The sequence below is a fragment of the Gilliamella sp. Pas-s27 genome (assembly GCF_009795865.1).
In the GTDB taxonomy this organism is placed as follows: Bacteria; Pseudomonadota; Gammaproteobacteria; order Enterobacterales; family Orbaceae; genus Gilliamella.
Genome location: NZ_WTEW01000006.1, coordinates 38037 through 62345, shown reverse-complemented (window position 1 = coordinate 62345; position 24309 = coordinate 38037). Strand labels below are relative to the sequence as shown.

26 protein-coding genes are annotated in these 24309 nt (G+C 33.8%); 15 read left to right on the top strand and 11 right to left on the bottom strand.

The features are described from left to right. Window positions 1–38: 38 nt before the first annotated feature. The 5 genes from GQ589_RS03870 to GQ589_RS03855 are packed head-to-tail and all read right to left on the bottom strand — an operon-like array spanning window position 39 to window position 3567. Entirely contained in the window at window positions 39–887 is an 849-nt protein-coding gene (locus GQ589_RS03870; RefSeq protein ID WP_160412107.1) for a metal ABC transporter permease, read from the bottom strand. Next, complete coding sequence (locus GQ589_RS03865) at window positions 884–1714, bottom strand: metal ABC transporter permease (protein WP_370519415.1); 831 nt, start codon at window positions 1712–1714, stop codon at window positions 884–886. The genes GQ589_RS03870 and GQ589_RS03865 overlap by 4 nt, the downstream gene beginning before the upstream one ends. Continuing rightward, on the bottom strand, window positions 1693–1797 hold the full coding sequence (locus GQ589_RS12510; RefSeq protein WP_370519414.1) for a hypothetical protein: 105 nt from the start codon (window positions 1795–1797) through the stop codon (window positions 1693–1695). The genes GQ589_RS03865 and GQ589_RS12510 overlap by 22 nt, the downstream gene beginning before the upstream one ends. Then, window positions 1751–2647: a manganese/iron ABC transporter ATP-binding protein gene (locus GQ589_RS03860; RefSeq protein WP_160400071.1), complete on the bottom strand. Its 897-nt coding sequence runs from the start codon at window positions 2645–2647 to the stop codon at window positions 1751–1753. Before GQ589_RS03860 ends, GQ589_RS12510 begins: the two co-directional genes overlap by 47 nt. Continuing rightward, on the bottom strand, window positions 2647–3567 hold the full coding sequence (locus tag GQ589_RS03855) for a metal ABC transporter substrate-binding protein (RefSeq protein WP_202115017.1): 921 nt from the start codon (window positions 3565–3567) through the stop codon (window positions 2647–2649). Before GQ589_RS03855 ends, GQ589_RS03860 begins: the two co-directional genes overlap by 1 nt. A 415-nt stretch (window positions 3568–3982) precedes the next feature. On the opposite strand from GQ589_RS03855, the gene GQ589_RS03850 reads away from it, so the two are divergent. Further along, complete coding sequence (locus GQ589_RS03850) at window positions 3983–4909, top strand: L-lactate dehydrogenase (protein WP_160424684.1); 927 nt, start codon at window positions 3983–3985, stop codon at window positions 4907–4909. Between the two features lie 127 nt (window positions 4910–5036). Here GQ589_RS03850 and GQ589_RS03845 read toward each other — a convergent pair whose 3' ends face one another. Continuing rightward, complete coding sequence (locus GQ589_RS03845; RefSeq protein WP_160424682.1) at window positions 5037–5906, bottom strand: hypothetical protein; 870 nt, start codon at window positions 5904–5906, stop codon at window positions 5037–5039. A 595-nt stretch (window positions 5907–6501) separates the two neighbouring features. Between GQ589_RS03845 and GQ589_RS03840 the strand changes: the two genes are divergently transcribed. The 7 genes from GQ589_RS03840 (at window position 6502) to ggt (ending at window position 14648) form a co-directional block, all read left to right on the top strand. After that, complete coding sequence (locus GQ589_RS03840) at window positions 6502–7938, top strand: 6-phospho-beta-glucosidase (protein ID WP_160412104.1); 1437 nt, start codon at window positions 6502–6504, stop codon at window positions 7936–7938. A 30-nt stretch (window positions 7939–7968) separates the two neighbouring features. Beyond that, window positions 7969–8286: a PTS cellobiose transporter subunit IIB gene (locus GQ589_RS03835; protein ID WP_160412103.1), complete on the top strand. Its 318-nt coding sequence runs from the start codon at window positions 7969–7971 to the stop codon at window positions 8284–8286. A gap of 158 nt (window positions 8287–8444) precedes the next feature. After that, window positions 8445–10460, top strand: a complete 2016-nt coding sequence (locus GQ589_RS03830) for a BglG family transcription antiterminator (RefSeq protein WP_202115016.1) — start codon at window positions 8445–8447, stop codon at window positions 10458–10460. A gap of 14 nt (window positions 10461–10474) precedes the next feature. After that, the gene (locus GQ589_RS03825) at window positions 10475–10813 is read left to right on the top strand and encodes a PTS cellobiose transporter subunit IIA (protein WP_160412136.1); all 339 of its coding nucleotides are present in this window, start codon (window positions 10475–10477) and stop codon (window positions 10811–10813) included. A gap of 15 nt (window positions 10814–10828) precedes the next feature. Continuing rightward, window positions 10829–11314, top strand: a complete 486-nt coding sequence (locus GQ589_RS03820) for a hypothetical protein (protein ID WP_160412102.1) — start codon at window positions 10829–10831, stop codon at window positions 11312–11314. A 14-nt stretch (window positions 11315–11328) separates the two neighbouring features. After that, window positions 11329–12678, top strand: coding sequence for a PTS cellobiose transporter subunit IIC (gene celB, locus GQ589_RS03815; RefSeq protein ID WP_160424680.1), 1350 nt, complete (start codon window positions 11329–11331; stop codon window positions 12676–12678). A 266-nt stretch (window positions 12679–12944) separates the two neighbouring features. After that, complete coding sequence (gene ggt, locus GQ589_RS03810; protein ID WP_160424679.1) at window positions 12945–14648, top strand: gamma-glutamyltransferase; 1704 nt, start codon at window positions 12945–12947, stop codon at window positions 14646–14648. 303 nt (window positions 14649–14951) lie between these two features. On the opposite strand, the gene GQ589_RS03805 is transcribed toward ggt, so the two are convergent. Beyond that, window positions 14952–15941, bottom strand: a complete 990-nt coding sequence (locus tag GQ589_RS03805) for a S9 family peptidase (RefSeq protein WP_202115015.1) — start codon at window positions 15939–15941, stop codon at window positions 14952–14954. Window positions 15942–16138: 197 nt separating this feature from the next. Between GQ589_RS03805 and GQ589_RS03800 the strand changes: the two genes are divergently transcribed. Together GQ589_RS03800 and GQ589_RS03795 are read left to right on the top strand one after the other, a co-directional pair. Next, window positions 16139–16366 carry a ChaB family protein gene (locus tag GQ589_RS03800; protein ID WP_160424677.1) on the top strand — a complete coding sequence of 76 codons (228 nt, stop codon included), beginning with the start codon at window positions 16139–16141 and terminating at the stop codon, window positions 16364–16366. Window positions 16367–16475: 109 nt separating this feature from the next. Next, a complete protein-coding gene (locus GQ589_RS03795; RefSeq protein WP_160424674.1) occupies window positions 16476–16748 on the top strand; it encodes a YciI family protein in 273 nt (90 codons plus the stop codon). A 227-nt stretch (window positions 16749–16975) separates the two neighbouring features. On the opposite strand, the gene rplI is transcribed toward GQ589_RS03795, so the two are convergent. The 4 genes from rplI to rpsF are packed head-to-tail and all read right to left on the bottom strand — an operon-like array spanning window position 16976 to window position 18355. After that, entirely contained in the window at window positions 16976–17425 is a 450-nt protein-coding gene (rplI, locus tag GQ589_RS03790) for a 50S ribosomal protein L9 (protein WP_160400066.1), read from the bottom strand. Between the two features lie 22 nt (window positions 17426–17447). Continuing rightward, window positions 17448–17675 carry a 30S ribosomal protein S18 gene (rpsR, locus tag GQ589_RS03785; protein WP_025314965.1) on the bottom strand — a complete coding sequence of 76 codons (228 nt, stop codon included), beginning with the start codon at window positions 17673–17675 and terminating at the stop codon, window positions 17448–17450. Window positions 17676–17679: 4 nt separating this feature from the next. Beyond that, window positions 17680–17988: a primosomal replication protein N gene (gene priB, locus GQ589_RS03780; RefSeq protein WP_160424672.1), complete on the bottom strand. Its 309-nt coding sequence runs from the start codon at window positions 17986–17988 to the stop codon at window positions 17680–17682. Then, on the bottom strand, window positions 17972–18355 hold the full coding sequence (gene rpsF / locus GQ589_RS03775) for a 30S ribosomal protein S6 (protein WP_160400064.1): 384 nt from the start codon (window positions 18353–18355) through the stop codon (window positions 17972–17974). The genes priB and rpsF overlap by 17 nt, the downstream gene beginning before the upstream one ends. Before the next feature lie 386 nt (window positions 18356–18741). Here rpsF and GQ589_RS03770 point away from each other — a divergent pair, with 386 nt between their 5' ends. From GQ589_RS03770 to GQ589_RS03750, 5 genes are all read left to right on the top strand, one after another. Next, complete coding sequence (locus GQ589_RS03770) at window positions 18742–19089, top strand: HIT domain-containing protein (protein WP_065626141.1); 348 nt, start codon at window positions 18742–18744, stop codon at window positions 19087–19089. 7 nt (window positions 19090–19096) lie between these two features. Beyond that, window positions 19097–19747: a hypothetical protein gene (locus GQ589_RS03765; protein ID WP_160412096.1), complete on the top strand. Its 651-nt coding sequence runs from the start codon at window positions 19097–19099 to the stop codon at window positions 19745–19747. Beyond that, complete coding sequence (nagZ, locus tag GQ589_RS03760; RefSeq protein WP_160424670.1) at window positions 19747–20790, top strand: beta-N-acetylhexosaminidase; 1044 nt, start codon at window positions 19747–19749, stop codon at window positions 20788–20790. Before GQ589_RS03765 ends, nagZ begins: the two co-directional genes overlap by 1 nt. After that, the gene (locus GQ589_RS03755; protein ID WP_202115014.1) at window positions 20771–22012 is read left to right on the top strand and encodes a sigma 54-interacting transcriptional regulator; all 1242 of its coding nucleotides are present in this window, start codon (window positions 20771–20773) and stop codon (window positions 22010–22012) included. The genes nagZ and GQ589_RS03755 overlap by 20 nt, the downstream gene beginning before the upstream one ends. Before the next feature lie 201 nt (window positions 22013–22213). After that, window positions 22214–24307, top strand: a complete 2094-nt coding sequence (locus GQ589_RS03750) for an HAD-IA family hydrolase (RefSeq protein ID WP_160424666.1) — start codon at window positions 22214–22216, stop codon at window positions 24305–24307. The last annotated feature ends 2 nt before the right edge of the window (window positions 24308–24309 follow it).

Genomic DNA, 24309 nt, shown 5'->3' with positions numbered 1-24309 from the left:
TGCTTAGCCTATTTTTGTTACAATGATTTAAACATTACTTAAATCGCTGCTTTAACAGCGATTTTTTTATTATCAATAAATTGATAAATTTGAGCTAGTAAAAATAAAATTGCTTGTAAAATAACAATACTTGCACTGGTTGATGCATCAACATAATAGCTTATTAGCGTACCTAATACGGTTGAAAATGCCGAAACCAATACTGCTATGATTAACATCCGCTCAAACCGCTTAGTTAACGAAAAAGCAATGATACCCGGAGCGATTAACATCGCTATCACTAAAATCATTCCAGCTGTTTTTAATGAACCAACAATAGTTAAAGCTAGCACACTTAATAACCCGTAATGCAACAGCTTGACTGGCAAACCAACCACTTTGGCTTGTACGGGATCGAAGCAGTACAGCATTAAATCACGGCGTTTAATAATAACTAAGATCGACACAATTGTGGCAATAAGGATAATTTGTTTAAGCTCGTCATAACTTGTTCCAAGCACACTACCAAATAAAATATGATTTAAATGTTGTGATGTATCTACCTTTGAAAACAGCACCAAACCAAACGCAAACATTCCCGAAAATACAATGCCCATGACAGTATCTTCTTTAACTCGACTGTTTTCTTTAATATACCCCGTTGCCACTGAGCAAAATAATCCCGAAGCAAATGCGCCAATAATGATGGGGATTCCTGCTAAATACGCCAACACGATCCCTGGCAAAACGGCGTGTGAAATCGCATCGCCCATTAACGACCAGCCTTTTAGCACCAAAAAACAAGAAAGCAAAGCACAAACAATACCTGTGGCTAACGCGGCTAAAATTGCGCGTTGAATAAGGGGTAGGGTAAGTGGGTAATAAATAAACTCCCAAAATTCGGTCATACTTTTCCCCCTTTATTTAATCGGCTTTGACGTATTTTAAGGCGATTTGAAATAAGCCCTTGTTGTGGGGCAAATAAAAATGCGGCAATAAAAATCAGCGTTTGTAGCGTTACAATAACGCCACCTGTTTCGCCATTTAAATAATAGCTAATCCACGCCCCTACAGCACTGCTTACGGCACCAATTGCAACTGAAATCATCAACAACCGTGAAAATTGATTTGTCAATAAATAAGCCGTTGCCCCGGGAGTGATAACCATCGCAATAACTAAAATAGCCCCCACTGTTTGCAGTGCCGCAACGGTACAGGCGCTTAAAATGGTAAAAAATAGAATTTTTAGTTTTAGTGGTTGTAAACCAATGGATCTGGCATGGGTTTCATCAAAAAAAACAACTAATAAATCCTTCCAAAAAAAGAAAAGTAATATAAATGACACTAAAATAATAATTTGTACTTGCCACATATCGCTATCGTCAATGCCAAGAATATTACCAAAAATAATTGTTTGCACATTAACCGAGGTTGGATTGAGGGAAATGATCAACAAACCGATAGCAAAAAAAGTTGAAAAAATAAAACCAATAATCGCATCCGCTTTTAACCGTGTAAAAGCACGCACTAAGGTAATGGCAAGTGCTGCGAGCAATCCAGTAAAAAAAGCCCCAACCGAATAAGGCAACCCCAAGGCATAAGCACCAGCAACCCCCGGCACCACTGAATGCGAAAGCGCATCGCCCATTAACGACCAGCCTTTTAACATCAAAAAAGCCGACAAAAAAGCACAAGCCGCACCAACAAGACTACTTACCCAAATTGCTTTGAACATAAAATCATAGGTAAATGGTTCAAGTAATAGTTCCATTTATTTTGGCCTTTTTTGTTCGTTTTCAACATGGTTAACCAACAAATCTTGATGAGGAGAATCATGTTTACCTTCACCGTAAAAAATGGCAGCACGTTCATCATCGGTTAAGATCGATACTTTTCGGGGATCTTCATCTTCATGTAATTTATCGCCCGATAGGCTAAGATAACGCAATGCACCACCAAAAGTAGTCATTAAATTTTGTGGTGTAAAGGTAGTTTCGGTTGGACCAAATGCCAACACCGTTTGATTAATTAACACCACCTGATCGCAAAATTCAGGCACACTACCTAAGTTATGGGTTGACACCAAAATCAAATGACCTTCAGCACGCAGATTTTTCAAAAGATCAATAATGGCATTTTCGGTTTTAACATCTACACCGGTAAAAGGCTCATCTAATAACAGCACATTACCTTGCTGAGCTAAAGCTCGGGCTAAAAATACACGTTTTTTTTGTCCACCAGAAAGCTCGCCAATTTGGCGATGCTTAAAATCAAGCATATTGACACGTTCAAGCGCAATATCGACTTGCTTTTTATCTTCTTTACTTGCAATACGTAAAAAAGACATATGCCCATATCGCCCCATCATCACCACATCCGATACAAGAACAGGAAAATCCCAATCGACATCTTCCGTCTGTGGTACATAAGCGATAATATTTTGCTTTAAAGCCTGATTAACAGACATATCATTAAACGTCACTCGACCGCGGGTTGGTTTAACCATTCCCATAATGCTTTTGAATAAAGTCGATTTACCACTACCATTTACTCCAACTAAAGCACAAATAGTGCCACCATTTAAGTGGAAGCTAGCATCATGAATTGCGGTGTGACCATTATTATAAGTCACGGTGATGTCATTAACATTCAAGCAAATTTGAGTCATTATTCTTCGAATCCTTTAGCTATGGTTTCAACCGTTACTTTTAATAGATCAATATACGTTGGCACAGGCCCATCTTTTGTTGAAAGCGAATCAACATATAAAACACCACCATATTTTGCACCCGTTTCATTGCTTACTTGTTTAGCGGGTTTGCTTGAAATGGTACTTTCACTAAAAATCACCGGAATGTGATTTTTATTAACTAAATCAATTAAATGCCTAACTTGCTGAGGTGTACCTTGCTGCTCGGCATTGATAGGCCATAGATAAGCTTCTTTCAAATTATAGTCACGGGTCAAATAACTAAAAGCCCCCTCACTGGTCACAAGCCAACGCTTTTCATCAGGGATTTTGGCTAACCGCTCACGTAATGGGGTATCAAGTGCTTTAATTTTGGCAATATAATCAGCCGCATTTTTATTATAAATCTCGGTATTTTGGGGATCATATTTAACCAATGCTGCACGGATATTTTCGACATAAACTAACGCCAAAGTTGGTGACATCCAAGCATGTGGATTAGGGTTACCTTTATAACTACCTTCTTGGATCTGCATTGGCTCAATACCGTCTGTTACCACAACAGATGGTACATCTTTGACATCTTCAAAAAAACGTTTAAACCAAAGTTCTAAATTAAGCCCATTCCATAACACCAAATCGGCTGAAAGCACTTTAGTAATATCTTGAGGAGTGGGATCGTATTCATGAATTTCAGCGCCAACTTTGGTAATTGACTCAACCACAGCGGCATCGCCAGCGACATTTTGTGCAATATCTTGAATTATAGTGAAAGTGGTAACCACTTTGAATTTTTTATCTGCTGCGTGGGCGCATTCGGACTGGTCAGTCAAAATAATTAACGAAGTTAAAATAACCTTTAATAACGTTTTGCGGTTTTTAAAAAAATTGAACTTCATTAGCGACTCCTTGCACATAATCAAATAATAAAATTCAGTGATAGCCATTAACAAATAGAGTAATTAACCAATCAAGAAAATAACGTCTTATTTAATTAGTGATAATAGTGAAACAGCATTACTATAAACAATAGCAATAAATATTAATGAGAATTATTATCATTTAAATAAGTAAAGTCAAATATTTCCTAAAATTTATTGTTTATTGCTTCATTATTAGTATGACTATAACTTAATTCATTGTATATAAAACTAAATTAAATAGTAGATAGTTCCGTCTATTTAACCAATAGTTATCACAAAACAGATAATTATCAGGATCGCGATAACGCCCCTTTATTCACTATAACTAAAGGTATATTATTGATCTAACCTTTACCGTTCTAACTATTTGTTAAATTAAGCGAGGCTTAACATGAAATTGCGAAAAGTGATGATTATTGGCGTGGGTAATGTGGGATCAACAACGGCTTACACATTGGTAAATCGAGGTATTTGTGAAGAAATAGCACTCGTTGATCTTAATAAAGAATTAGCCTATGGCCATGCGCAAGATTTATTAGATGCTGCGGCCTATCGACAAAACATGGTCAAAGTTAGCCTGCGTGAATCGACTGATTGTTCAGACATTGACATAGCCATTATCACCGTCACATCAGGCATTGCCCAAAAAAGTCGAGCCGAAGAACTTGCTGGCACATCTAAAATCATCGCAAGTATCGTGCCTAACATGATGAAAAGCGGATTTAAAGGCATCTTCTTAATTGCCACCAACCCTTGTGACGCGATTACTTATCAAGTTTGGAAACTATCAGGGCTACCACGCCATCGCGTAATTGGCACAGGGGTATGGCTTGATACCGTACGATTACGCCGATTATTAGGGCAACAAATGGATATTGGTCCACAAAGTATTGACGCTTTTATTGTGGGTGAACATGGTGATTCACAATTCCCTGTTTGGTCGCATTCATCGGTTTATGGCATTAATCTTAATGATTTAGAAAAAAACAAAATCGATTTTGAACAAATTGGCACTCAAGCTCGAAAAATGGGCTTTGAAATAGCTAACCGTAAACACTGTACCGAATACGGTATTGCCAGTACTATCACCGAAATCTGCCAACACATATTCACTAATAGCCACCGAGCCTTAGCGCTTAGTTGTATTTTAGACGGCGAATATGGCTATAAAAATGTTGCTATTGGTGTTCCTGCAATTTTAGATCAACATGGTATTAAAAAAGTGATCAAACTCGACTTTACCGAAAATGAAAAGCAACTTTTTGAAAAAAGCATCAATATTGTTAAAGGCTATATTGATCATATCAAATTACCGTAGCACAAGTTATTTTCACTATTGCTTTATTAGCGAGCTATTAATATTATCAATTCGTGGCATTGTTCCTATTCACAGCGTGCCACGAACAAATTAGGCTTTGTTAAAGCTTCATTTTGGAATATAACGGCTAATCGTCTAAAATGATTTTAAGTTGGTTTTTAAGTTGATGATATTCAGCATCACTTAAAAAATAGTAACGAGTATCTCTAATATGACTGGCGATCTTTTTATATGTATTAAGATGCTCAGATACAGGATAGCAAGCAATATAATCATTAAAAGTGGCAACATCAGCAATGTCAGCAAACTGTTTTTTATCGATGCTATTTAAATAGCCTTTAAGATCAAGTATTTGGCAATTAGGCTTATGTTCCTTTCGCCAAAATTGATTGTTTTTAAACTGGTAAGTTAAATTAACATTCGTTTTATAGTCATAATGGTTATCTTTGACATCAATAAAATATCCGAGTTCATAATCGGCTTTGACATGCACATAAAATAGATTATTAAGCACTAAAGACGAATAAAAGAACAAATGATCTTCATGTCCTGTTTTTGCTGATAAGATAAGTTCATCTAAATATTTTCCATTTTCATCAAAAGCATTAAGTACCATTAAATCTTCCTTAATGCCTTCGCCTTCACTATCAAAGGTCAGGCTATAGAGCACAAATCGAATATTATCGATTTCAAAACGACCAATAGAGGTAAGATCTTTTAATGTAAAATAACGTTGTTCTTTATCTAGGGGATTATCATAATATCGATAATCATCGTCCTCAAAATGAAAAAATTTGCTATCTACAAATTTACCTTTAGGTAGCGAATGCGTATCAAACGGTATGGTCAACATAGGTAAACTTTGGTAAAAGTCATCAAAATTGGCAAAATGCTCTCTAGATTTATATTGAGATGATGAACTTTGAGGATCCGCTAAAGAATAATTAGCACAAAACAAACTAAATAACATCGTTAAAAATAACACTAAATTCTTCATAATATAACTGTCTTATTCAATCAACTTATTTATTATTATATAGTTTTTTCTGTTCGGCAAGAATGATAGTGCAGACTGTCGATTTGTAAAAATAATCAAATAAAAACTTCAATAAAATCAATATCTTTCCTGACGGTTTTTTTAGGGTGATTGACTGGGGATTTATTCTTTATTTTTTTAACTTTAAATTAAACTTAAATAGTTAGATAACTTTAAATAAGCAAAAAATCGTCATAAAAACCATTGATTTAATTTGGTTTTTTTGAAATAAGGATAAAAAAACAAGTGCTAGTAATAATGAAAGAAGATACGTTTTATATTTAACATTGCTCAATATGAGATTATTGAGTTCATGCATCGAAATATGTCGAGGAATTTGAAAAATTTATTTAATTTCCATCGTTTATTTTTGTGATATTCATTGCATTTCGGTAAATATTACAAAAGGCTGTACATTTTACTCATATTAATTAATAACCTTTCCCAAAAAATATATTTAAATTTTTCCTGATCAATACGGAAAAAGTTGGTTAGTAATTCTATTTTTTTCCTTTTATACTAAATTTGAATTATTAATAAACACAGGTACTTAATTATGAATAATAGAGGTTTACCAAATGATTTTTTATGGGGAGGCGCTGTTGCTGCTCATCAATTAGAAGGTGCTTGGCAAGTCGGTGGTAAAGGTGTGAGTGTTGCTGATGTAATGACGGTGGGCTCACCCAAAAGTTATCGTAAGATTACCGAAGGTATCGTTGCGGAAGAATATTATCCTAATCATGAGGCTATAGATTTTTATCATCACTATAAAGATGACATTAAGTTATTCGCCGAAATGGGCTTTAAATGTTTCCGTACTTCTATTGCTTGGACTCGTATTTTTCCCAATGGTGATGAACTTGCGCCAAATGAAGAAGGGTTAAAGTTTTATGATGATCTTTTTGATGAGTGCTTAAAATACAATATTGAACCAGTCGTCACCCTTTCTCATTTTGAATTACCTTATTATTTAGTTACCCAGTATGGTGGTTTTCGGAATCGTAAACTAATTGACTTTTTTGTTCGCTTTGCAGAAGTTTGCTTTGATCGTTATAAAAATAAAGTCAAATATTGGATGACATTTAACGAAATTAATAATCAAGCTAATTTTAATGAAGATTTTGCGCCTTTTACTAATTCAGGTATTTACTATAAAACAGGTGATAATCGCGAAGAGATTATGTATCAAGCTGCTCATTATGAATTAGTTGCTAGTGCTAAAGCGGTACAAATTGGCCATGCAATTAATCCTGATTTTAAAATTGGTTGTATGATTGCAATGGTGCCAATCTATCCCGAAACCTGTAAACCAGGCGATATTTTAATGGCACAAAAAGTTATGGAGCGTAAATACTTCTTTGCTGATGTGCATGTGCATGGCGAGTATCCAAACCACATTAAAAAATATTGGCAACGTAAAGATTTTAAACTTGATATCACCAATCAAGATCTTGAGGTTTTGAAAAACGGTGCAGTTGATTACATTGGCTTTAGCTATTACATGTCTAATGCAATTAGGAAAAAAGAAGGTAATGATAGCTATGAATATAACGAAAAAACTGATTTAGTTGGTAATCAATATGTCAAAAAATCAGATTGGGGTTGGCAAATCGATCCTGAGGGACTTCGTTATACACTTAATTGGTTAACAGACATGTATCATTTACCGCTTTTTATTGTTGAAAATGGTTTTGGTGCTTACGATAAAGTCGAAGTTGATGGTAGTGTTCACGATGCTTACCGTATTGATTATCTACGGGAACATATTAAACAAATGAAGCTTGCTGTTGAAGAAGATGGTGTTGATTTAATGGGTTATACCCCTTGGGGTTGTATCGATCTGGTTTCGGCAGGTACAGGGGAAATGGAAAAACGTTATGGCTTTATTTATGTCGATAAAGATAATAAAGGTAACGGAACATTAAAGCGTAGCCGAAAAGATTCATTTATTTGGTTTAAACAGGTTATTGCATCAAACGGTGATGTTTTATAAAGGAATAATGATTGTATTGAGGAAAAGTTCATGAAGAAAACATTAATTATTTGTGCTGCAGGGATGTCATCATCATTGATGGCAAAAAAAGTAACAGAATATTTTGCTAGCAAAGATAAAGCTATTTCGGTCGATGCCGTATCAGCAACGGAAGGTAGCAATATGATTAAAAGTAGTGATTTTTCACTTTTTTTAATTAGCCCGCAAACGATGATGATGCTTGATAAATTTAAAATGTTGGGAGAAGAAGTGGGTAAACCTGTCGTGAGTATCCCTTTTCAAGCTTATATTCCTATTCAATCAGGTATTGAACAACTAGCTAAGCTAATAGAGGATAATATCAAGTAATTAAAATTGATATTTATTTTAGGGATATGATTTGGGCGTTGTGGATAGATTATCTAAAATAGCAGCGCCTTATTATCTTACTTGGGTGTACTTATGTAATAGATAAAAGTATTCACTATATTATTAATAATATGGTTTTGGTTGGTAGGCGGGTATGGATGATAGTGATTAAAAACAAACAGCGTGACCTTATCAGTTTATTGGTTCGTTCTAAAGATCTATTCAAAAGCAGTGCGTTGCTAGCAACTGAGTTATCATTATCAGATCGTACTGTTCGCACTTATCTTAATGATTTGAAGTTTTTAATTGAAAGTCATGGTGGAGCTATTATCAGTAAACAAGGTCATGGCTATAAATTAGAGATTAAAGATAGAACAACTTTCAACTTATTTTTAATTGAGCATCATTTATTGGATCGCAATGTAGAACAAGCAAATTGTCGAGAAGCATGTCAAAGAAAACACCATATTCTTAATTTATTATTATTAGAAAGCCAAAAAATTGATATAGAGGCATTATCTGAACAATTATTTATTAGTTCTTCTCAGCTAAATAAAGATATTTTAGAAATCAAACATCAACTCCAAGCTTACGGTCTTACTATTAAAAAAAGTCAATCCCTGATGTACGTAGAAGGAGAGGAGAAAGCAAAACGACATTTCATTTTAAGTTATTTTTTTCATGAGGAATCAATTAATTTTCTGCAAAATCTAACTTATTTAAACAAGTTCAATGATGTAATTGGTTTAGATACCTTAACTATTATTATTTTAGATGAGTGTCGTGAGGCAAAAATAAAACTATCTGATGTAATGATGCAAAATATTGTACTACATCTGTCATTAAGTATTAAACGTTTACAATCTGGGCTTTCTATTCAACATCTTGATATGCCACAATCGACTAAAAACACATTGGAATATCAGGTTGCTAAGAAAATTATCAATAGAGTAGAAAAGGTAATTGGTTTTTGTTTTCCCAAACAAGAACAAATGTATTTAACTTTACATTTGATTAGTAAATCAAATTTTATCCAAAATGACTTTAACTCCGAGTTATCTTTATCTTTGACTAATTTATTGTTTGAGATACAGCAAGAAACGGGATATTTATTTTTAAGCGATGAGCAATTGAAAAACGGAATTATTCAACATTTAAAACCAATGATTGTCCGTTTAGAACAAAATATTAAATTAAAAAATCCATTGCTTGATGAAATTAAAACGAACTCTCCAGAATTGTTTGAGCTAGTTAAAAAATACCTTAACCAAATCCCTGAACTTAAAAAATTTACTATTTCTGATGATGAATGGGGTTATTTGACTTTGCACTTTTTGGCTTCGATTGAAAAACTAAAAAATGAACAAAAAGCCAAAGTACTAATTATTTGTGCAACTGGACTTGGCAGTGCTCAACTACTAAAAAATAGAGTTGAATGTGAATTTAATGAAAGAATCAAAATCGTTGCAACACAAGGATATTATGAAATTGAATCTCAAATATTAGACAAGGTCGATTTTATTATATCGTCAGTTGATCTATCGTCAAAAGTGTTTAAAGTTCCCGTTTTTCATGTCTCGGTTTTCTTTACTGAAAATGATATACAAAAAATTCGTCGTCATCTTTCGTCATCTATTATGCTTAGTTCACTACACAAAGATCCAATATCAACATTTAAATCATCAAGCACTTTGGAACATTTTAGTGATGTAGGTCAAATGGTAGATGATTTATCCGCTGATTATTTTTACTGTTGCAAATACCCTCAAAGTAAAGAACAAGTGTTAGATTGTTTACTTGAGCTTTTAGCACTAAATGAAGATAACGATTATAAGCAAAAGATGATAGAGCAAATGGAAAACCGTATGCTGTTAGGCGATATTTTCTTTAGCCCAACTATCGTAGTACCACATCCAGCAATACCTATTGGGAAATTGTCTAAAATTGGCATTGCAATTATTCCAGATGGATTATTTTGGGATCACAATTATTCAAAAATACACTTTATCTTCATGATTTCGCCTTCTATTTATCAAAATCCAACTTTATCGATGATGACAAAGGCTATTGTCAAATTGATTGATGATTTAAAAATGCAATCAAAACTATTAAGAGCAAAAAACTTTGACCAATTTAAACAACTTTTTATCCAACTTATTGAAAAAGGAGTATAGCAATGAATGAGGAAATGAGCTCAGAGGATATTCAACTTATCGCTTTTAATATTATTTTATATAGCGGTAATGCTAAAACCAAAATCCACGATGCTTTTAAAGCAATGAGAAAAGCTGATTTTATTACTGCAAATCAGCTTCTTGAAGAAGCAAATGAACAAATTTTACAAGCACACCACTCACAAACGCAATTACTACAAAATTATGCTAATGGCACCAAAATCACGATGGAAATTATTATGGTACATGCACAAGATCACTTAATGACAACCATGAGTTTTCGAGAAATGGCGATTGAAATGTTACACCTATATGAAAAGCATCATGAGCTAGAAATAAAACTAAAGAGTTAAATAAGGAGTAGCATAATGACAGAAAAGTTAACAATGCATAAAAAAATCAGCTTAACTAATCTCTATTTTAATCGATTTTTAATGATTCGCTATACCACCGCATTTTTTTTATTTTTGAATCTTTATTGGGCAACCTTTTTAATGGGGTCATTGTCAATGGTAGCTATTTTGCCGCTTGTTCTTTTTGTTTTAGGCATACTTACCACTTGGGAACAAATTAAACTTTATCGAAATCATTGCAATAAATTGCCTTATGCACGGTTATTTTATCGTGTTTTAGCGGTAGTTTTTATAGCATTAATGATCACACTTTATACGCCTTTATATCAGCTTTTTTATCCATTTTTAAAACAGACACAAGATGTATTAAATGTGTTGTTGGTATTACTAACGGTGAGTTTAATTATAACGCTTTTAATGCTTAAAAAGTTAAATAATATTCAACATAATCGAGATCAGCATTTTAAAAGAATCCAAGCTTATGAAGAATTTATTAATTAAATGAGGATATCAAAATGAATACAGGATTTGTTATTTTACAAAAATATCTGATGACGCCTATGGCGAAAATATCGCAATTTAAAATTGTTCGAGCCGTAATGGCTGCGGGCATGGCATCTGTACCTTTTTCTATTGTTGGTTCCATGTTTTTGGTATTCAACACGTTACCAGTGACATTTACTGGATTAAAAGGTTTTTTTGAAAATACTTTTTTTAGAGTTAGCGATCTTTATATGATTGCCAATACTGCAACAATTGGTATTTTAGCCCTTTATTTTAACTTTGTTGTTGGTTATGAACTAACTAAAATCGAAGCAGAAGAAACAGGTCTTAAAGTGAATGCACTTAATGGTGCGATGTTATCGGTCTTTGCCTTTTTTATGACTTTGCCAGAATTAGTTATGCAAAATGGAGTGATTACTTTACTTAATGATGAAACTAATTTAGTTTTTAATGGATTACGTTTAAAACCATTTGTCTTTAGGTTGGGGACATCCGGTATATTTATTGCAATAGTTATGGCTATTGTGGCGACTCATCTCTATTTTTTATGCGTGAGGCGAAACTGGGTTGTAAAAATGCCAGAAACCGTGCCATTAGGTGTTTCACGATCGTTTACCGCACTAATTCCAACTTTTGTAATTGCTTTTTTTGTAATTATTCTTAATGGTATTTTCATTTATTTTGGCACGGATATTTTTAATATTATTGCCGTGCCATTTGCCTTTGTGACCAACCTTACAAAAAGTTGGTTAGGTATTATGGTTATTCTATTTTTAATCCATGCGCTATGGGTAGTTGGGATCCATGGTGCAAGTATTATTGGGGCTTTTATCACCCCAATTATGTTAACTAATATGACTGAAAATACGGTTGGAGCACATATTCCTTTTGCAGGTGAGTTTAATAATTCACTTGTGATTTTAGGTGGTTCAGGTTCCACCTTGTTAATGACATTTTTTATTGCTTTTTGCGCTAAATCTAGTCAGCTAAAAATTTTAGGGCGAGCTTCTGCTGTGCCAGCAATATTTAATATTAACGAACCAGTTATTTTTGGTATGCCGATTGTGTACAATCCTTATTTAGCACTTCCTTTTTTCTTAGCACCTATGGTGTGTGGTACGTTAGGTTATTTTGCTATCAATACTGGTTTTATTCATCCTATCATCGCATTAATTCCATGGCCATCTCCAATGGGATTAGGTGCTTTTATTAGTACTGGTGGTGATTACAAAGCTATTTTTGTTGCTATATTGTCGGCGATTTTAGCACTTGTGATTTATCTTCCTTTTGTAAAACTCTATGACAATAAACTTTATAAAGAAGAGCAAGGTAAATCGGAAGGGAAAATAGAAACAGCTTAGTTTTATAATGATTTATATAAGAGCGTATATACTTTAATCAAGTTAATTACGCTCTTTTTTATTTTTAACTTCAAACAAAAATAAACGGCACGTTAGGTCATACATATTCTAATTTAATTTTGTATAAATTTTGATCATGACTTTGGTTTTTTATGTTATAGTGAGAATTCCCCCTTTCAACCAAGTACTGCATTATATTATTCATAGTTTGATGTATTTTTATTCTGCGTAATAAGGTTAAATAATATTTCTATTAGGAGGTAAAAATGCCCTACACTAAACATAACTTGATTAAGTCTTTATTTTTTATTGTTTTTATTTTAATAAATCAACAAGTTCTTGCTGACGAAAACATAAAACAAAAATTAGAAGCTGGCGCAGTGGCTTCGCCCGATTATTATGGTGCAATGGCTGCACAGGAAATATTAAAAAAGGGGGGCAATGCGGCTGATGCAGCAGTTGCTACTGCTTTTGCGCTTGCTGTGACTTATCCTGAAGCGGGTAATATTGGTGGTGGCGGTTTTATGACTCTTTGGATGGATGGACAGCCTTATTTTATTGATTATAGAGAGGTTGCACCGGCTCAAGCTAATAAAGATATGTATCTTGATGAGCATAAAGATGTGATCCCTAATTTAAGTTTATATTCTCACAAAGCATCAGGCGTTCCAGGAACTGTTGCAGGTATGTGGGCTGTACATCAACGTTTTGGTAAATTATCTTGGAAAGATGTCATGGCACCAGCTATTCATTTTGCCAATGAAGGATTTACTGTAGATAAACAACTTATTAAACGTTATCAAGAAACATTAGAGGTGGCACCTGCTAATGGTCACTTTAAGCAATATTTTGGTTCTATGCAAGCAGGAAAGCTATTTAAACAACCTGAACTTGGCAAAGTATTAGAGCGTATTGCAAATCAAGGTAGTGATGGTTTTTATAAAGGTGAAACAGCTAAGTTAGTAGCCCAACAAATGAAAGAAAATGATGGACTAATTAGCGAAAATGATCTGGCAAATTATCAAGCTAAATGGCGTACTCCTTTAGTTGCTAATTGGCAAGATATGAAGGTTGTTACTGCACCACCACCAAGTTCTGGCGGTGTTGGTTTGATTCAACTATTATTAATGAAACAAGACCTTGCTAAAGATTTTAAAAATGTAAAAGTAAATTCAGCACAATATATTCACTTATTGGCCGAAATCGAAAAACGTGTTTTTGCTGATCGCGCTGAATATATGGGAGATCCTGATTTTATTACTGTTCCTGTAGAGAAATTAATTGATCCTAATTATGTTGAAGAAAGAGCGAAACAAGTTAATCCAAAAGCGATTTCTGTTACTGAACAAGTTAAACCTGGTTTAGATAATGATCGTGAAAAATTACAGACAACCCATTTTTCGATTGTCGATAAATGGGGTAATGCGGTATCAAATACTTACACACTCAATGGTTGGTTTGGCTCTGCTGTTGTCGTAAAAGGAACAGGTATTATACTAAATAATGAAATGGATGATTTCAGTAGTAAACCTGGCGTGGCGAATCAATTTGGCGTGGTTGGTAAAGATGCCAATGCGATAGAGCCTAATAAACGCCCGTTATCTTCAATGACGCCGAGTATTTTTATTAAAAATAACGATGTAGCGATGGTTATTGGTACACCGGGTGGCTCAAGAATTTTTACATCAATATTCCAAGTTGTCACCAATGTTTTTGATAATCATATGTCATTAAAAGCAGCAATCGATGCTCCTCGGTATCATCATCAACTATTGCCAGCTAATCTAATTTTTATTGAACGCTTTCAAAATAAAGTGCCCGAAGAGTTAAAAGACAAACTTAAACAGATGGGTTATCATTTTAAACAGCAAGACTTTAGTGGTGATATTCAAGCTATAAAAATTACTGATAATAAACTCGAAGCTGTATCGGATATTCGAGGTAGAGGTAAATCAATTATTGTAAAATAGATAATAAAAACCCGTCATAATGACGGGTTTTTTGTGTTTGTTGTTTGATGATTATTCAGGAATAATATCAACAATAACCTTAGCAAATTAGGCTAAACAAGTATCGGTATAATAGTTATTATTTCAATATTTAGATACTAAGTCTTAGCCTATATTGGCAAAACAATCAGCCTAGATAAGTGTGTTGAGGAGGAAAACAAAATAGTCGAATGGAAAATGAAAAGACATTTTGTTGTTAATTTAAATAAATAAGATAAATCCAGACTAGCATGTATTATAGCTAGTCTGTTTAGATTATTTAACTTAAAGTGAATCTTCTATCTTTTTAATGTCTTCTTGCGTAAAAGTAATGTTTGTCTTTTCACTAGTATCGTTAATTATCTTTTGACTAATTAACTCGGTGATTGGGTAGATAATAGTAAAATGATCGCCACCTTTAATCATATTTGAGTAAAAAGGAATATTTTTATCTTTTGCCATAGACGATAGAATATTGAAGTCTGTGCTGTAATATTCTTCACCTTCAAAGTAAAAAGTAGGTGTTTTGATTGATTCAATAAAAAAGCCGGGTGATCTAAGTTTAAATTCTTCGGCGTTAGTTGTATCAAAAGGCAAGAATGACATATCAGCGTTACCCCACCATTTTTTGACATCACTTACACCACCCAAAGAAAAGATAGCCCTAAATCCTGTTAAAAGTTCGCTAGCTAATAAAACGCGAGTACCACCAGTGCTATGCCCTGCTAGGTAAATTCTATTAGCATCAACATAAGGTTGGGCTGCTAAAAATTGACGAGCTTTTTCTAAATCATCAATTTCGCCAAAAAACATCTCGTCTTGTCCAGGATTACCACTTTCACCTCTAAAGCTTGGTAACATTAGAATTAATCCAGCTTTTCGAAAGGCACTACCAGTTTGATCGTTTGTTTTTGGTGCAGGAGACCAAAAATCATCACCTCCCTGTCCACCAAATCCGCCACTAATCCAAATCACGGCAGGATGTTTTTTTCCATCTTTAGGATCTGGTGTTAAATACGCTGACATATCACCATCTTTTGCTGGATAATAGACTAATGAAAAAATATCTTTAGGTGGAATAGGTGGTTTTTCATTATAATCCTTTGGATTGACAATTTTAGTTTTAAAGTTAGTTCTTGCTTCTTGCAAACTAACTCTGCTTTGATGTATTGCGTTTGATTTTTCAAATGAATTATTAGCGAGTATTGATAATGGAAATAGAGCCATAGCAATAACAGCAGTACGAATAATTGTGCGTGTGTTTTTTTTAATCATTTCTTTCCTTAAACCTTTAATTTTACAGAAAAATGAAAAATATCTTATAAAATAAGACAGTATATTTTAGGCATTTTTAGTTCTTTAGCAATAAATAGATATGGGTATGGTAATGAAGTAAGTAAAATATTGTTACTTTTCCTGTTATCATTTTAAATGTTTCACCTTCAAAACTAAATTATGAGGAGGAATATGATATGCCATATAAAAAACGTGAAGATTTACCTGATTCAGTGCGCCATGTTTTACCTGAACATGCGCAGGATATTTTTAAGGAAGCGTTTAATAGTGCGATTAAAGAATACCAAGATCCACGTAAACGGCGTGATAATAGCAATCCTGAAACAATTGCTTTTAAAGTGGCTTGGGCGGCTGTTGAAAAGGTTTACCACAAAGATGAAGAGGGTAAATGGGTGGCTAAATAGTTGAGTAGTAACCATAAATTGCTAATTATAAATAATGGATTTATAATCAATTTGATTAATAATTTGAGCTGTTTATAGGGCTGGTTTTGTATATTATGGAGATCTTATTATGTTCGTATTTACTCTCACCTATATTAAACCCATTAATGAAGTTGAAAAATATTTACAGCAGCATATTGCGTATCTTAAAGATTATTATCAATCAGGACATTTACGAAAAGTGCCTCGTACGGGTGGTGTGATTCTTTGTCGTGCTGAGAATAAAGAACAAGCACTTGCAATATTGCAAAAAGATCCATTCTATATTCAGCAAATTGCTAAGTATGATATTATTGAATTTGTACCGTCAAAACATGCCAAGGGTTTCGAGGCGTTTATTTAATAATCTTTGCTTGAAATATTTGAACTTCAGTATTCAATTTCGTATTGAAACCTCTTCTTTAATATTATAAAAATTGGCTGACTTAATAAATTCGCTGAATCCACAATTAGATGTGATCAATATTTAAATAAGCTAATTTTTATGAATCTAAAATAACAATTTTTTATATATTAACAATAAAAAAACCCGTCATGATGACGGGTTTTTTTGTATTTATTATTGGATGATTATTCAGGAATAATATCAACAATAACTTTAGCAAAAGCTTCGCTGTGTACTTGGAATAACACTTCGTGTTCACCAGTTGTACGTAATACACCATTTGGTAAGCGAACTTCGCTTTTTGATACTTGAATACCACGAGCTTTAACTGCATCAGCGATATCACGCGTACCGATTGAACCAAATAATTTACCTTCATCACCAGCTTTAGAAGTAATAGTTACTTTACCAAGTGCATTGATTTGAGCAACGCGTTCTTCAGCTGCTTTTAAAGTTTCAGCAAGTTTCGCTTCTAGTTCAGCACGACGAGCTTCAAAAAATTCGATGTTCTTTTTAGTCGCTGCTACTGCTTTACCTTGTGGGATCAGGAAGTTACGCGCATAACCCGCTTTAACATTAACTTGATCACCTAAGCTGCCTAAATTAGCAACTTTGTCGAGTAAAATAATTTGCATTATATGTTCCCTCTGTTGCTAATTACTGATGGTTGTCAGTGTATGGTAATAATGCCAAGTAACGAGCGCGTTTGATTGCGCGAGCTAGTTGACGTTGGTATTTTGCGCTAGTACCTGTGATACGGCTTGGTACAATTTTACCACTTTCTGTGATATAGCTTTTTAATAAAGAAACATCTTTATAATCAATTTCTTTAACGCCTTCTGCAGTAAAACGGCAGAATTTGCGACGACGGAAATAACGTGCCATTTGGCTATTCTCCTAATAGTTTAATTTGGTCAGCATGTAAAACAAGTTGGCTTGTTTTGTTGCGTCTAGTGTGGGTGCTTATAAATCCACTAACTAAAACGTTGCTGCCTTTTTTTATGTAACTTAACTCATGTTGTCCACTGGCTATGACGGGCATGACGCACCATGCTTGCCTTGTGAGTTCTGCTTCAATTTGTTCAGAAACATGTTCTAAATAAAACTGGCAGTGCGATATCCCACTTGGACTGACTTTTCGTATCGGGGTTTTGACAACAATTCCCGATAACGTTAAACGATTATTCTTCGGAATCATCGTCCATGTTTGTTTCGTTAAAATCTTCATCAGAGCTACGACGCTCATCTTTCGCTTTTAACATTGGTGAAGTTTCAGTTACAGCATGTTTAGTACGCATAATTAAACTGCGAATTACCGCATCATTAAAACGGAAGTTATCTTCAAGTTCGTTAACCGCTTCTTGAGTTGCTTCAACATTCATTAACACATAATGTGCTTTGTGCAGTTTTTCGATAGGATAGGCTAATTGACGACGACCCCAATCTTCTAGTCGATGGATTTTGCCACCATCAGTGGTTAACGTACCAGTATAACGTTCAATCATACCCGGTACTTGTTCACTTTGATCTGGGTGAACCATAAATACTATTTCGTAATGACGCATTATCGCTCCCTACGGATTAATCAGCTTTCTGTCGGGGCAACCGCAACCCATTGAAAGCAAGGAACATGAAAATAGGCGGTTGAAATCGACGGGGCATTATATATCAAGTTATTGGATTTGACAATGAATATGCCAAGATTTTTGGTAAGACAGTGTCGCTTTTAGTTGATAGGAAGTATCTGTTTTTATAAATGTTTTTATGAAAACCTTTTTAAAAACTTCAATAAAATCAATGCCTTTCCTAACCGATTTTTGTGGTTGTAAAAATGCGTTGTAAAATGTAACGATTTCTATACATTTTTGTTAGTAAAATATGATATGCTTTCGCGCAATGGAATTGGTATTAGTAGATGTTTGTATAACTATATATTAAGAGGAAAGGTTTGATGGCTCAAGAAACTATTTTTAGCAAAATTATTCGACAAGAAATTCCCGCTGATATTGTTTTTCAGGATGATAAGGTGACAGCATTTCGTGATATTTCTCCCCAAGCGCCGACTCATGTGTTGATTATTCCAAATAAACTGATTCCAACCGTTAATGATATTCAAGAAGAAGATGAAGCTATTCTTGGGCATATGATGGTGGTTGCTGCTAAAATTGCCAAGCAAGAAGGCATTGACGAAAGCGGTTATCGTTTAATTATGAATTGTAATAAAGATGCAGGGCAAGAGGTTTTCCATCTTCATATGCATTTATTAGGCGGTAAAAATTTAGGTCGATTAATAGGTTAATCATAATATGAAACAGATCAAGCGTATATTTGTTGTTAGCTCATTAGCTTTTTTGTTGGCGGGTTGTCATCTTCTTGGAAACTCTCAAAAAGCCGAAGTAAAACCGCCTGTTGATGTTAATCAACCTGATGATACAGGCGTGATTGAAACGCCACCGCAAATTGTTCGACAAACTGATTGGCATTCAATATTGTCGCCATTTATCAGTAAATTAGTGACCTCATCATCTTTAGACTCAGATAATAAATTGCTTTTAATTAGTGATATTCAAAACCGCAGTGGTGATTATCTGGCTAGTAATAAAATTGATGATGTATTGCATCAATTAATGCATAAACAAAACACGTTCACGGTAGTTGATCAACAAGCAATAAGCCAAGCTAAACAATCACTAGGTATTTCGGCTGATGACAAGCTTGTATCACGAGGTAAGATGATTGGTCTAGCTAAATCGATAAATGCAAATTATGTCCTCTTTACAACAATTTATAAAGTGCCAAGTGAAAGTACTGATGCCGATTTAGCTATGGAATTACTTTCAACAAAAAGTGGCGAAATCCTAACTAGAGTTGCGTCGAAAGATTTTCCAAAACCGTCTGATAGCAATAGTAATGCCAATAGTAATACACAATCAAAGCAAATCGGAGATAATCAATAATGGGGCCGTTGTTGATTGATGTTGATGGTTTAACATTGACCCAAGACGATAAAAAGCTGTTACAAAATCCATTGGTGGCAGGGGTAATTTTATTTAGTCGAAATTACCAAAACCCTACGCAACTAGCCGAATTAATTAAACAAATTAGATCAGCTAGCTCACAACGTTTGTTAATTTCGGTCGATCATGAGGGGGGGCGCGTTCAGCGATTTAGAGAGGGGTTTACGGCAATTCCTCCTGCGCAATCGTTTGCGGTATTTAATGATCTTGAACAAGCAAAGTCTTTGGCTTTTGATGCGGGTTGGGTTCTTGCTATGGAGCTAATTGCGTTTGATATTGATCTAAGCTATGCCCCTGTTTTAGATTTGGGACATGATTGTCTAGCCATTGGTACACGTTCATTTCATCAAGATGCTGATATTGCTTATCAAGTTGCTTCTGCCATGATTGATGGTATGCATGCTGCAGGGATGAAGACAACTGGCAAGCATTTTCCAGGGCATGGACATGTGATTGCCGATTCGCATAAAGAAACGCCTGTTGATCATCGTGAAAAATCGTTGATTGAGCACGATATGCAGATTTTTGCGAAGCTTATTGCTAATAAACAACTCGATGCGATTATGCCTGCTCATGTGATTTATCCTGCCTTTAATGATAAACCAGCGAGCGGTTCGTCATTTTGGCTTAAAACTGTGTTACGCAATCAATTGCAGTTTGAGGGGGTGATCTTTTCAGATGATTTATCTATGGAAGGTGCTTCAGTAATGGGCAATCATGCTGAGCGAGCGCAGGCTGCATTAGCGGCTGGTTGTGATCTCCTTTTGGCTTGTAATAATCGGCAGGGGACGATGGCTATTTTAGAGCAATTAATGGCGTTAGATAAGGTTAGTCCGCTAACATCAGATAAAGCAAAATGCTTATTAACCCGTACTAAAATCACTTATGCTGAATTAATAAAAAATCCTAAGTGGCAAAATCGCCGTGATAATTTAATCAAACTTAATGAGAAGTGGGCAAATTATGCAAGTAGCCATCATTGAAATTGATCATCATCAACATCTGATTGCGTGTAATGATACCGCTAAGGTGTTGTTGGGGCATAAGGCTTTGGTATTAAAACAACCTTTTGATTATCAATCGATTTTTAGTTTTGATCATACCGTTAATATTGATGAGCAAGATGATACGATTATTGTTTTAAATTCTCAGTATTTTTTATTGCAAAAGGTGATGGAATCATCCAAAACAGTATTTATTTTACAATCCATTGATTATTTAAAAAGACACTTATCAAAAATAACCGTGGCAGCTTGCCATGCTTTTGATATCTTTGCGACCCAAAGCGTGGTTATGCAAAAACTCATAGCACAAGCGAAAGTGTTTTCTATACAGCGAGAACCGTTATTAATATCTGGTGAAACAGGTACTGGTAAGGATTTATTGGCTAAAGCTTGTCATCAATATAGCCCCCGTGGTGATCAGACTTTTTTAGCCTTAAATTGTGCAGCCATGCCTGATGATGTCGTTGAAAGTGAGTTATACGGTCATGCAGCTGGTGCTTACCTTGGCGCAATTGAGAGCAAAAAAGGCTTTTTTGAACAAGCCAATGGTGGCTCAGTATTGCTTGATGGTATTGATGAGATGTCGTTTCAAATGCAAACTAAGTTATTGCGTTTTATCAACGATGGCTATTTTCGTCGTGTAGGGGATGATAACGAGGTTTATGTCGATGTTAGAATCATTTGCGCAACGAAAGTGGATTTAGCCGATTTGGTCGAACAAGGAAAATTTAGAAAAGATCTTTATTATAGACTAAATGTGTTGTCGCTTAATCTACCTTCTTTACAAGAACGCAAAGACGATATAGTTCAACTTACTAGTATTTTTGTGAATGAATTTGCCAATAAACAAGACATCACACCACCAATAGTTGACGATAATGCTATTGATTATTTGAAGCGTTATTCATGGCCGGGTAATGTAAGGCAACTTAAAAATATCCTTTATTCTACATTGGCACAATTGAAAACGCCTAAACTAACGGCTAAAGATATCGTATTACCAACTTCGATGCCATCGCAATTGTCTTGGACTAACGATATTGAAAATAAAACGTTAGATCAAATGACCAAACAATTTGAGAAAGAGGTTTTATTAAAACTCTACGACGAATATCCCAGCTCAAGAAAACTTGCCAAAAGATTAGGTGTATCGCATACGGCGATAGCGAATAAGTTACGGGATTATGGGATAGGGCGGTAATAAATTTATCTTTATCTATATTGTAACAAAAAGAAATATAACAAGTAATATGACATATACATTAATATGATTCTATTCAACTAAATTAACTTATATTTAACATATTTTAAAATATGTTTAAAATATGTTAACTAGTTGTTATACTGACGTAGAAGGGTAAGGTTTGAAAAATTATATGTGATTTAATTTAGGTAATTTAATGTGAAGACAGATATTATTAATTTATTAAGCTCTACTAGGAATTATTTTTTTCAAAATGCCAGAACATATGACAATATCTATATTGAAAGAGTTTTAAAGGATATTGAGTGCTATGAAGTGATTTCATTTGATATTTTTGACACTATTTTGACAAGGTTAGTCGAGTGTCCTATAGATGTTTTTTCGATTGTAGAGAAATATTTAATTGAAAAAGGTCATTCTTGTGTTGGCTTTGCCGTCGCTAGATTCGAATCGGAAAAAATTGCTAGAGATATTGCCTATCAACAAAATATAGAAGAGGTTACTTTAGACAATATTTATGAACAATTGAAGATAACTTATCCTGAGTATCGAGATGTTATAGAAGAAGCAAAGCAAACTGAAATAATGATCGAAATAAATTATTGTGTTCCATCTTTAGATAATCTATTTTTGATAAATAAAATTTTTGAAAAAAATAAAAAAATTATTTTAGTTTCTGATATGTATTTAGATGAAGAAACAATTAAAAAAATGTTAAGCAAAGTTGGGGTTTCATCTTTTGATAAATTATATTTATCAAGCAATTTATTAAAGACTAAAAATCACGGTACTATTTGGCAAAACGTCCTTGATGATTACGCCAATCAAAAAATCCTACATATTGGTGATAACTATTACTCAGATGTTGAGGTGCCTAAAAGAAATGGTATAGATACTATTTGGTATAATTCTCTCATAACAGAAAGAAGATTAGGTGGGCAATTGTCGACAGATATTATTCCTTTTTCTTTGATAAAAAAGATGATTTTATTAACAGATAAGGTAATATCTAAAGATTTCTGGTTTGTTTTCGGAATTTGTTGTGGTTCTTTTTTTATTTATAGCTTTCTTCAATGGTTGAATGATCATGTTAGAAAAAATAAAATTGAACATGTTTACTTTTGCTCTCGTGATGCACAAATTATTTACAATTTATGGAAAGAATTTAATTTTGATAAACTATGTGGTGTAACATCAAGTTATTTATATATTTCTAGATTTGTTCTTGGATATAGCCAGTGTTACATTGAATGTCAAAAACATAACAAACTTTCTGAGGCATCTTTAACTTTTCTTTCTAACCATAATATAGTTGAAGGGCAAACTAATAGAGACGTTCTAACAAGATTAAAAATTAATATATCAGATATTGACGTAAATAATTTTGTTAATAAATTTGGTGATTTGGATAGCAAATTTAATTTTTCACTATTGGATGATTTTAAATTTTATCTTGGTCATGATTTACTTCCTTTACTACTGCCTCAATTTGAAGAACAATACAAAAATTCCTATCAATACTATGATCAAGAAGGTATATTTAGCTCTAAAAAAATAGCAATAGTTGATTTGGGCTGGTCTGGTACTTTACAGCAAGCTCTAACTCTGTTTAGAGAAAATCATGGTATTAAAGAAAAAATATCTGGGTTTTATTATGGATTACACAATGGTTTGGCTACTGGCCGAATATTTTACAACGGATTAATGAATGCTGCATTTTTTAGTGAATTCAATGATCCTAATAAAAGTTTCTTAATGAAAAATAGCATTAATATATTAGAGAATCTTCATGTAGCAGATCATGAGTCTGTTATCGGTTTCACTAAATCAATGGAAAAATATATTCCTATTTTCAAAGAAAAAAAAGATAATCTTAAAGAACAAGTAGTGAATTTAAATAGATTTTATAAGGGATTGCATTTAGTTATATCTAAATGGGTTAAAAATGAAGATGTTTTCGGAATTAATTCTGATTATATTGATGTAAATACGGCAAAAGGAGCTCTAGCTCAAGTCATTTGTTCTCCTACTAGTTTAGAAGTTAAAGAATTGGGAAATATATTACACGCTCCAGGATATGATCATGAGATTTATTTTCCTTTGATTTGGTCAAATGAAGAACCTTGGGATGAGAAAATATATCCTATGATTCACCGAGGAGGTTGGTTATGTGGTCAATTACTTTACTGGAAATATAATGGATATTATTCTGACAATGTTCATTTGTATCAAATCGTTAGTAACGAATTATCTAATTACCCGACAATTTTAAAAAACTTTATTTTAGGATAATA

Excerpts from the sequence above, each read along its gene's own strand:
- GQ589_RS03800 (WP_160424677.1), top strand. The coding sequence starts at position 16,139 with ATGCCATATAAAAAACGTGAAGATTTACCTGATTCAGTGCGCCATGTT.
- GQ589_RS03840 (WP_160412104.1), top strand. The coding sequence starts at position 6,502 with ATGAATAATAGAGGTTTACCAAATGATTTTTTATGGGGAGGCGCTGTT.
- ggt (WP_160424679.1), top strand. The coding sequence starts at position 12,945 with ATGCCCTACACTAAACATAACTTGATTAAGTCTTTATTTTTTATTGTT.
- GQ589_RS03855 (WP_202115017.1), bottom strand. The coding sequence starts at position 3,567 with ATGAAGTTCAATTTTTTTAAAAACCGCAAAACGTTATTAAAGGTTATT.
- GQ589_RS03870 (WP_160412107.1), bottom strand. The coding sequence starts at position 887 with ATGACCGAATTTTGGGAGTTTATTTATTACCCACTTACCCTACCCCTT.
- celB (WP_160424680.1), top strand. The coding sequence starts at position 11,329 with ATGAATACAGGATTTGTTATTTTACAAAAATATCTGATGACGCCTATG.
- GQ589_RS03860 (WP_160400071.1), bottom strand. The coding sequence starts at position 2,647 with ATGACTCAAATTTGCTTGAATGTTAATGACATCACCGTGACTTATAAT.
- GQ589_RS03835 (WP_160412103.1), top strand. The coding sequence starts at position 7,969 with ATGAAGAAAACATTAATTATTTGTGCTGCAGGGATGTCATCATCATTG.
- GQ589_RS03820 (WP_160412102.1), top strand. The coding sequence starts at position 10,829 with ATGACAGAAAAGTTAACAATGCATAAAAAAATCAGCTTAACTAATCTC.
- GQ589_RS03850 (WP_160424684.1), top strand. The coding sequence starts at position 3,983 with ATGAAATTGCGAAAAGTGATGATTATTGGCGTGGGTAATGTGGGATCA.
- GQ589_RS03795 (WP_160424674.1), top strand. The coding sequence starts at position 16,476 with ATGTTCGTATTTACTCTCACCTATATTAAACCCATTAATGAAGTTGAA.
- rpsF (WP_160400064.1), bottom strand. The coding sequence starts at position 18,355 with ATGCGTCATTACGAAATAGTATTTATGGTTCACCCAGATCAAAGTGAA.
- GQ589_RS03755 (WP_202115014.1), top strand. The coding sequence starts at position 20,771 with ATGCAAGTAGCCATCATTGAAATTGATCATCATCAACATCTGATTGCG.
- priB (WP_160424672.1), bottom strand. The coding sequence starts at position 17,988 with ATGATTCCGAAGAATAATCGTTTAACGTTATCGGGAATTGTTGTCAAA.
- GQ589_RS03865 (WP_370519415.1), bottom strand. The coding sequence starts at position 1,714 with ATGTTCAAAGCAATTTGGGTAAGTAGTCTTGTTGGTGCGGCTTGTGCT.
- GQ589_RS03765 (WP_160412096.1), top strand. The coding sequence starts at position 19,097 with ATGAAACAGATCAAGCGTATATTTGTTGTTAGCTCATTAGCTTTTTTG.
- rplI (WP_160400066.1), bottom strand. The coding sequence starts at position 17,425 with ATGCAAATTATTTTACTCGACAAAGTTGCTAATTTAGGCAGCTTAGGT.
- GQ589_RS03825 (WP_160412136.1), top strand. The coding sequence starts at position 10,475 with ATGAGCTCAGAGGATATTCAACTTATCGCTTTTAATATTATTTTATAT.
- nagZ (WP_160424670.1), top strand. The coding sequence starts at position 19,747 with ATGGGGCCGTTGTTGATTGATGTTGATGGTTTAACATTGACCCAAGAC.
- GQ589_RS03805 (WP_202115015.1), bottom strand. The coding sequence starts at position 15,941 with ATGATTAAAAAAAACACACGCACAATTATTCGTACTGCTGTTATTGCT.
- GQ589_RS03770 (WP_065626141.1), top strand. The coding sequence starts at position 18,742 with ATGGCTCAAGAAACTATTTTTAGCAAAATTATTCGACAAGAAATTCCC.
- GQ589_RS03845 (WP_160424682.1), bottom strand. The coding sequence starts at position 5,906 with ATGAAGAATTTAGTGTTATTTTTAACGATGTTATTTAGTTTGTTTTGT.
- rpsR (WP_025314965.1), bottom strand. The coding sequence starts at position 17,675 with ATGGCACGTTATTTCCGTCGTCGCAAATTCTGCCGTTTTACTGCAGAA.
- GQ589_RS03830 (WP_202115016.1), top strand. The coding sequence starts at position 8,445 with ATGATAGTGATTAAAAACAAACAGCGTGACCTTATCAGTTTATTGGTT.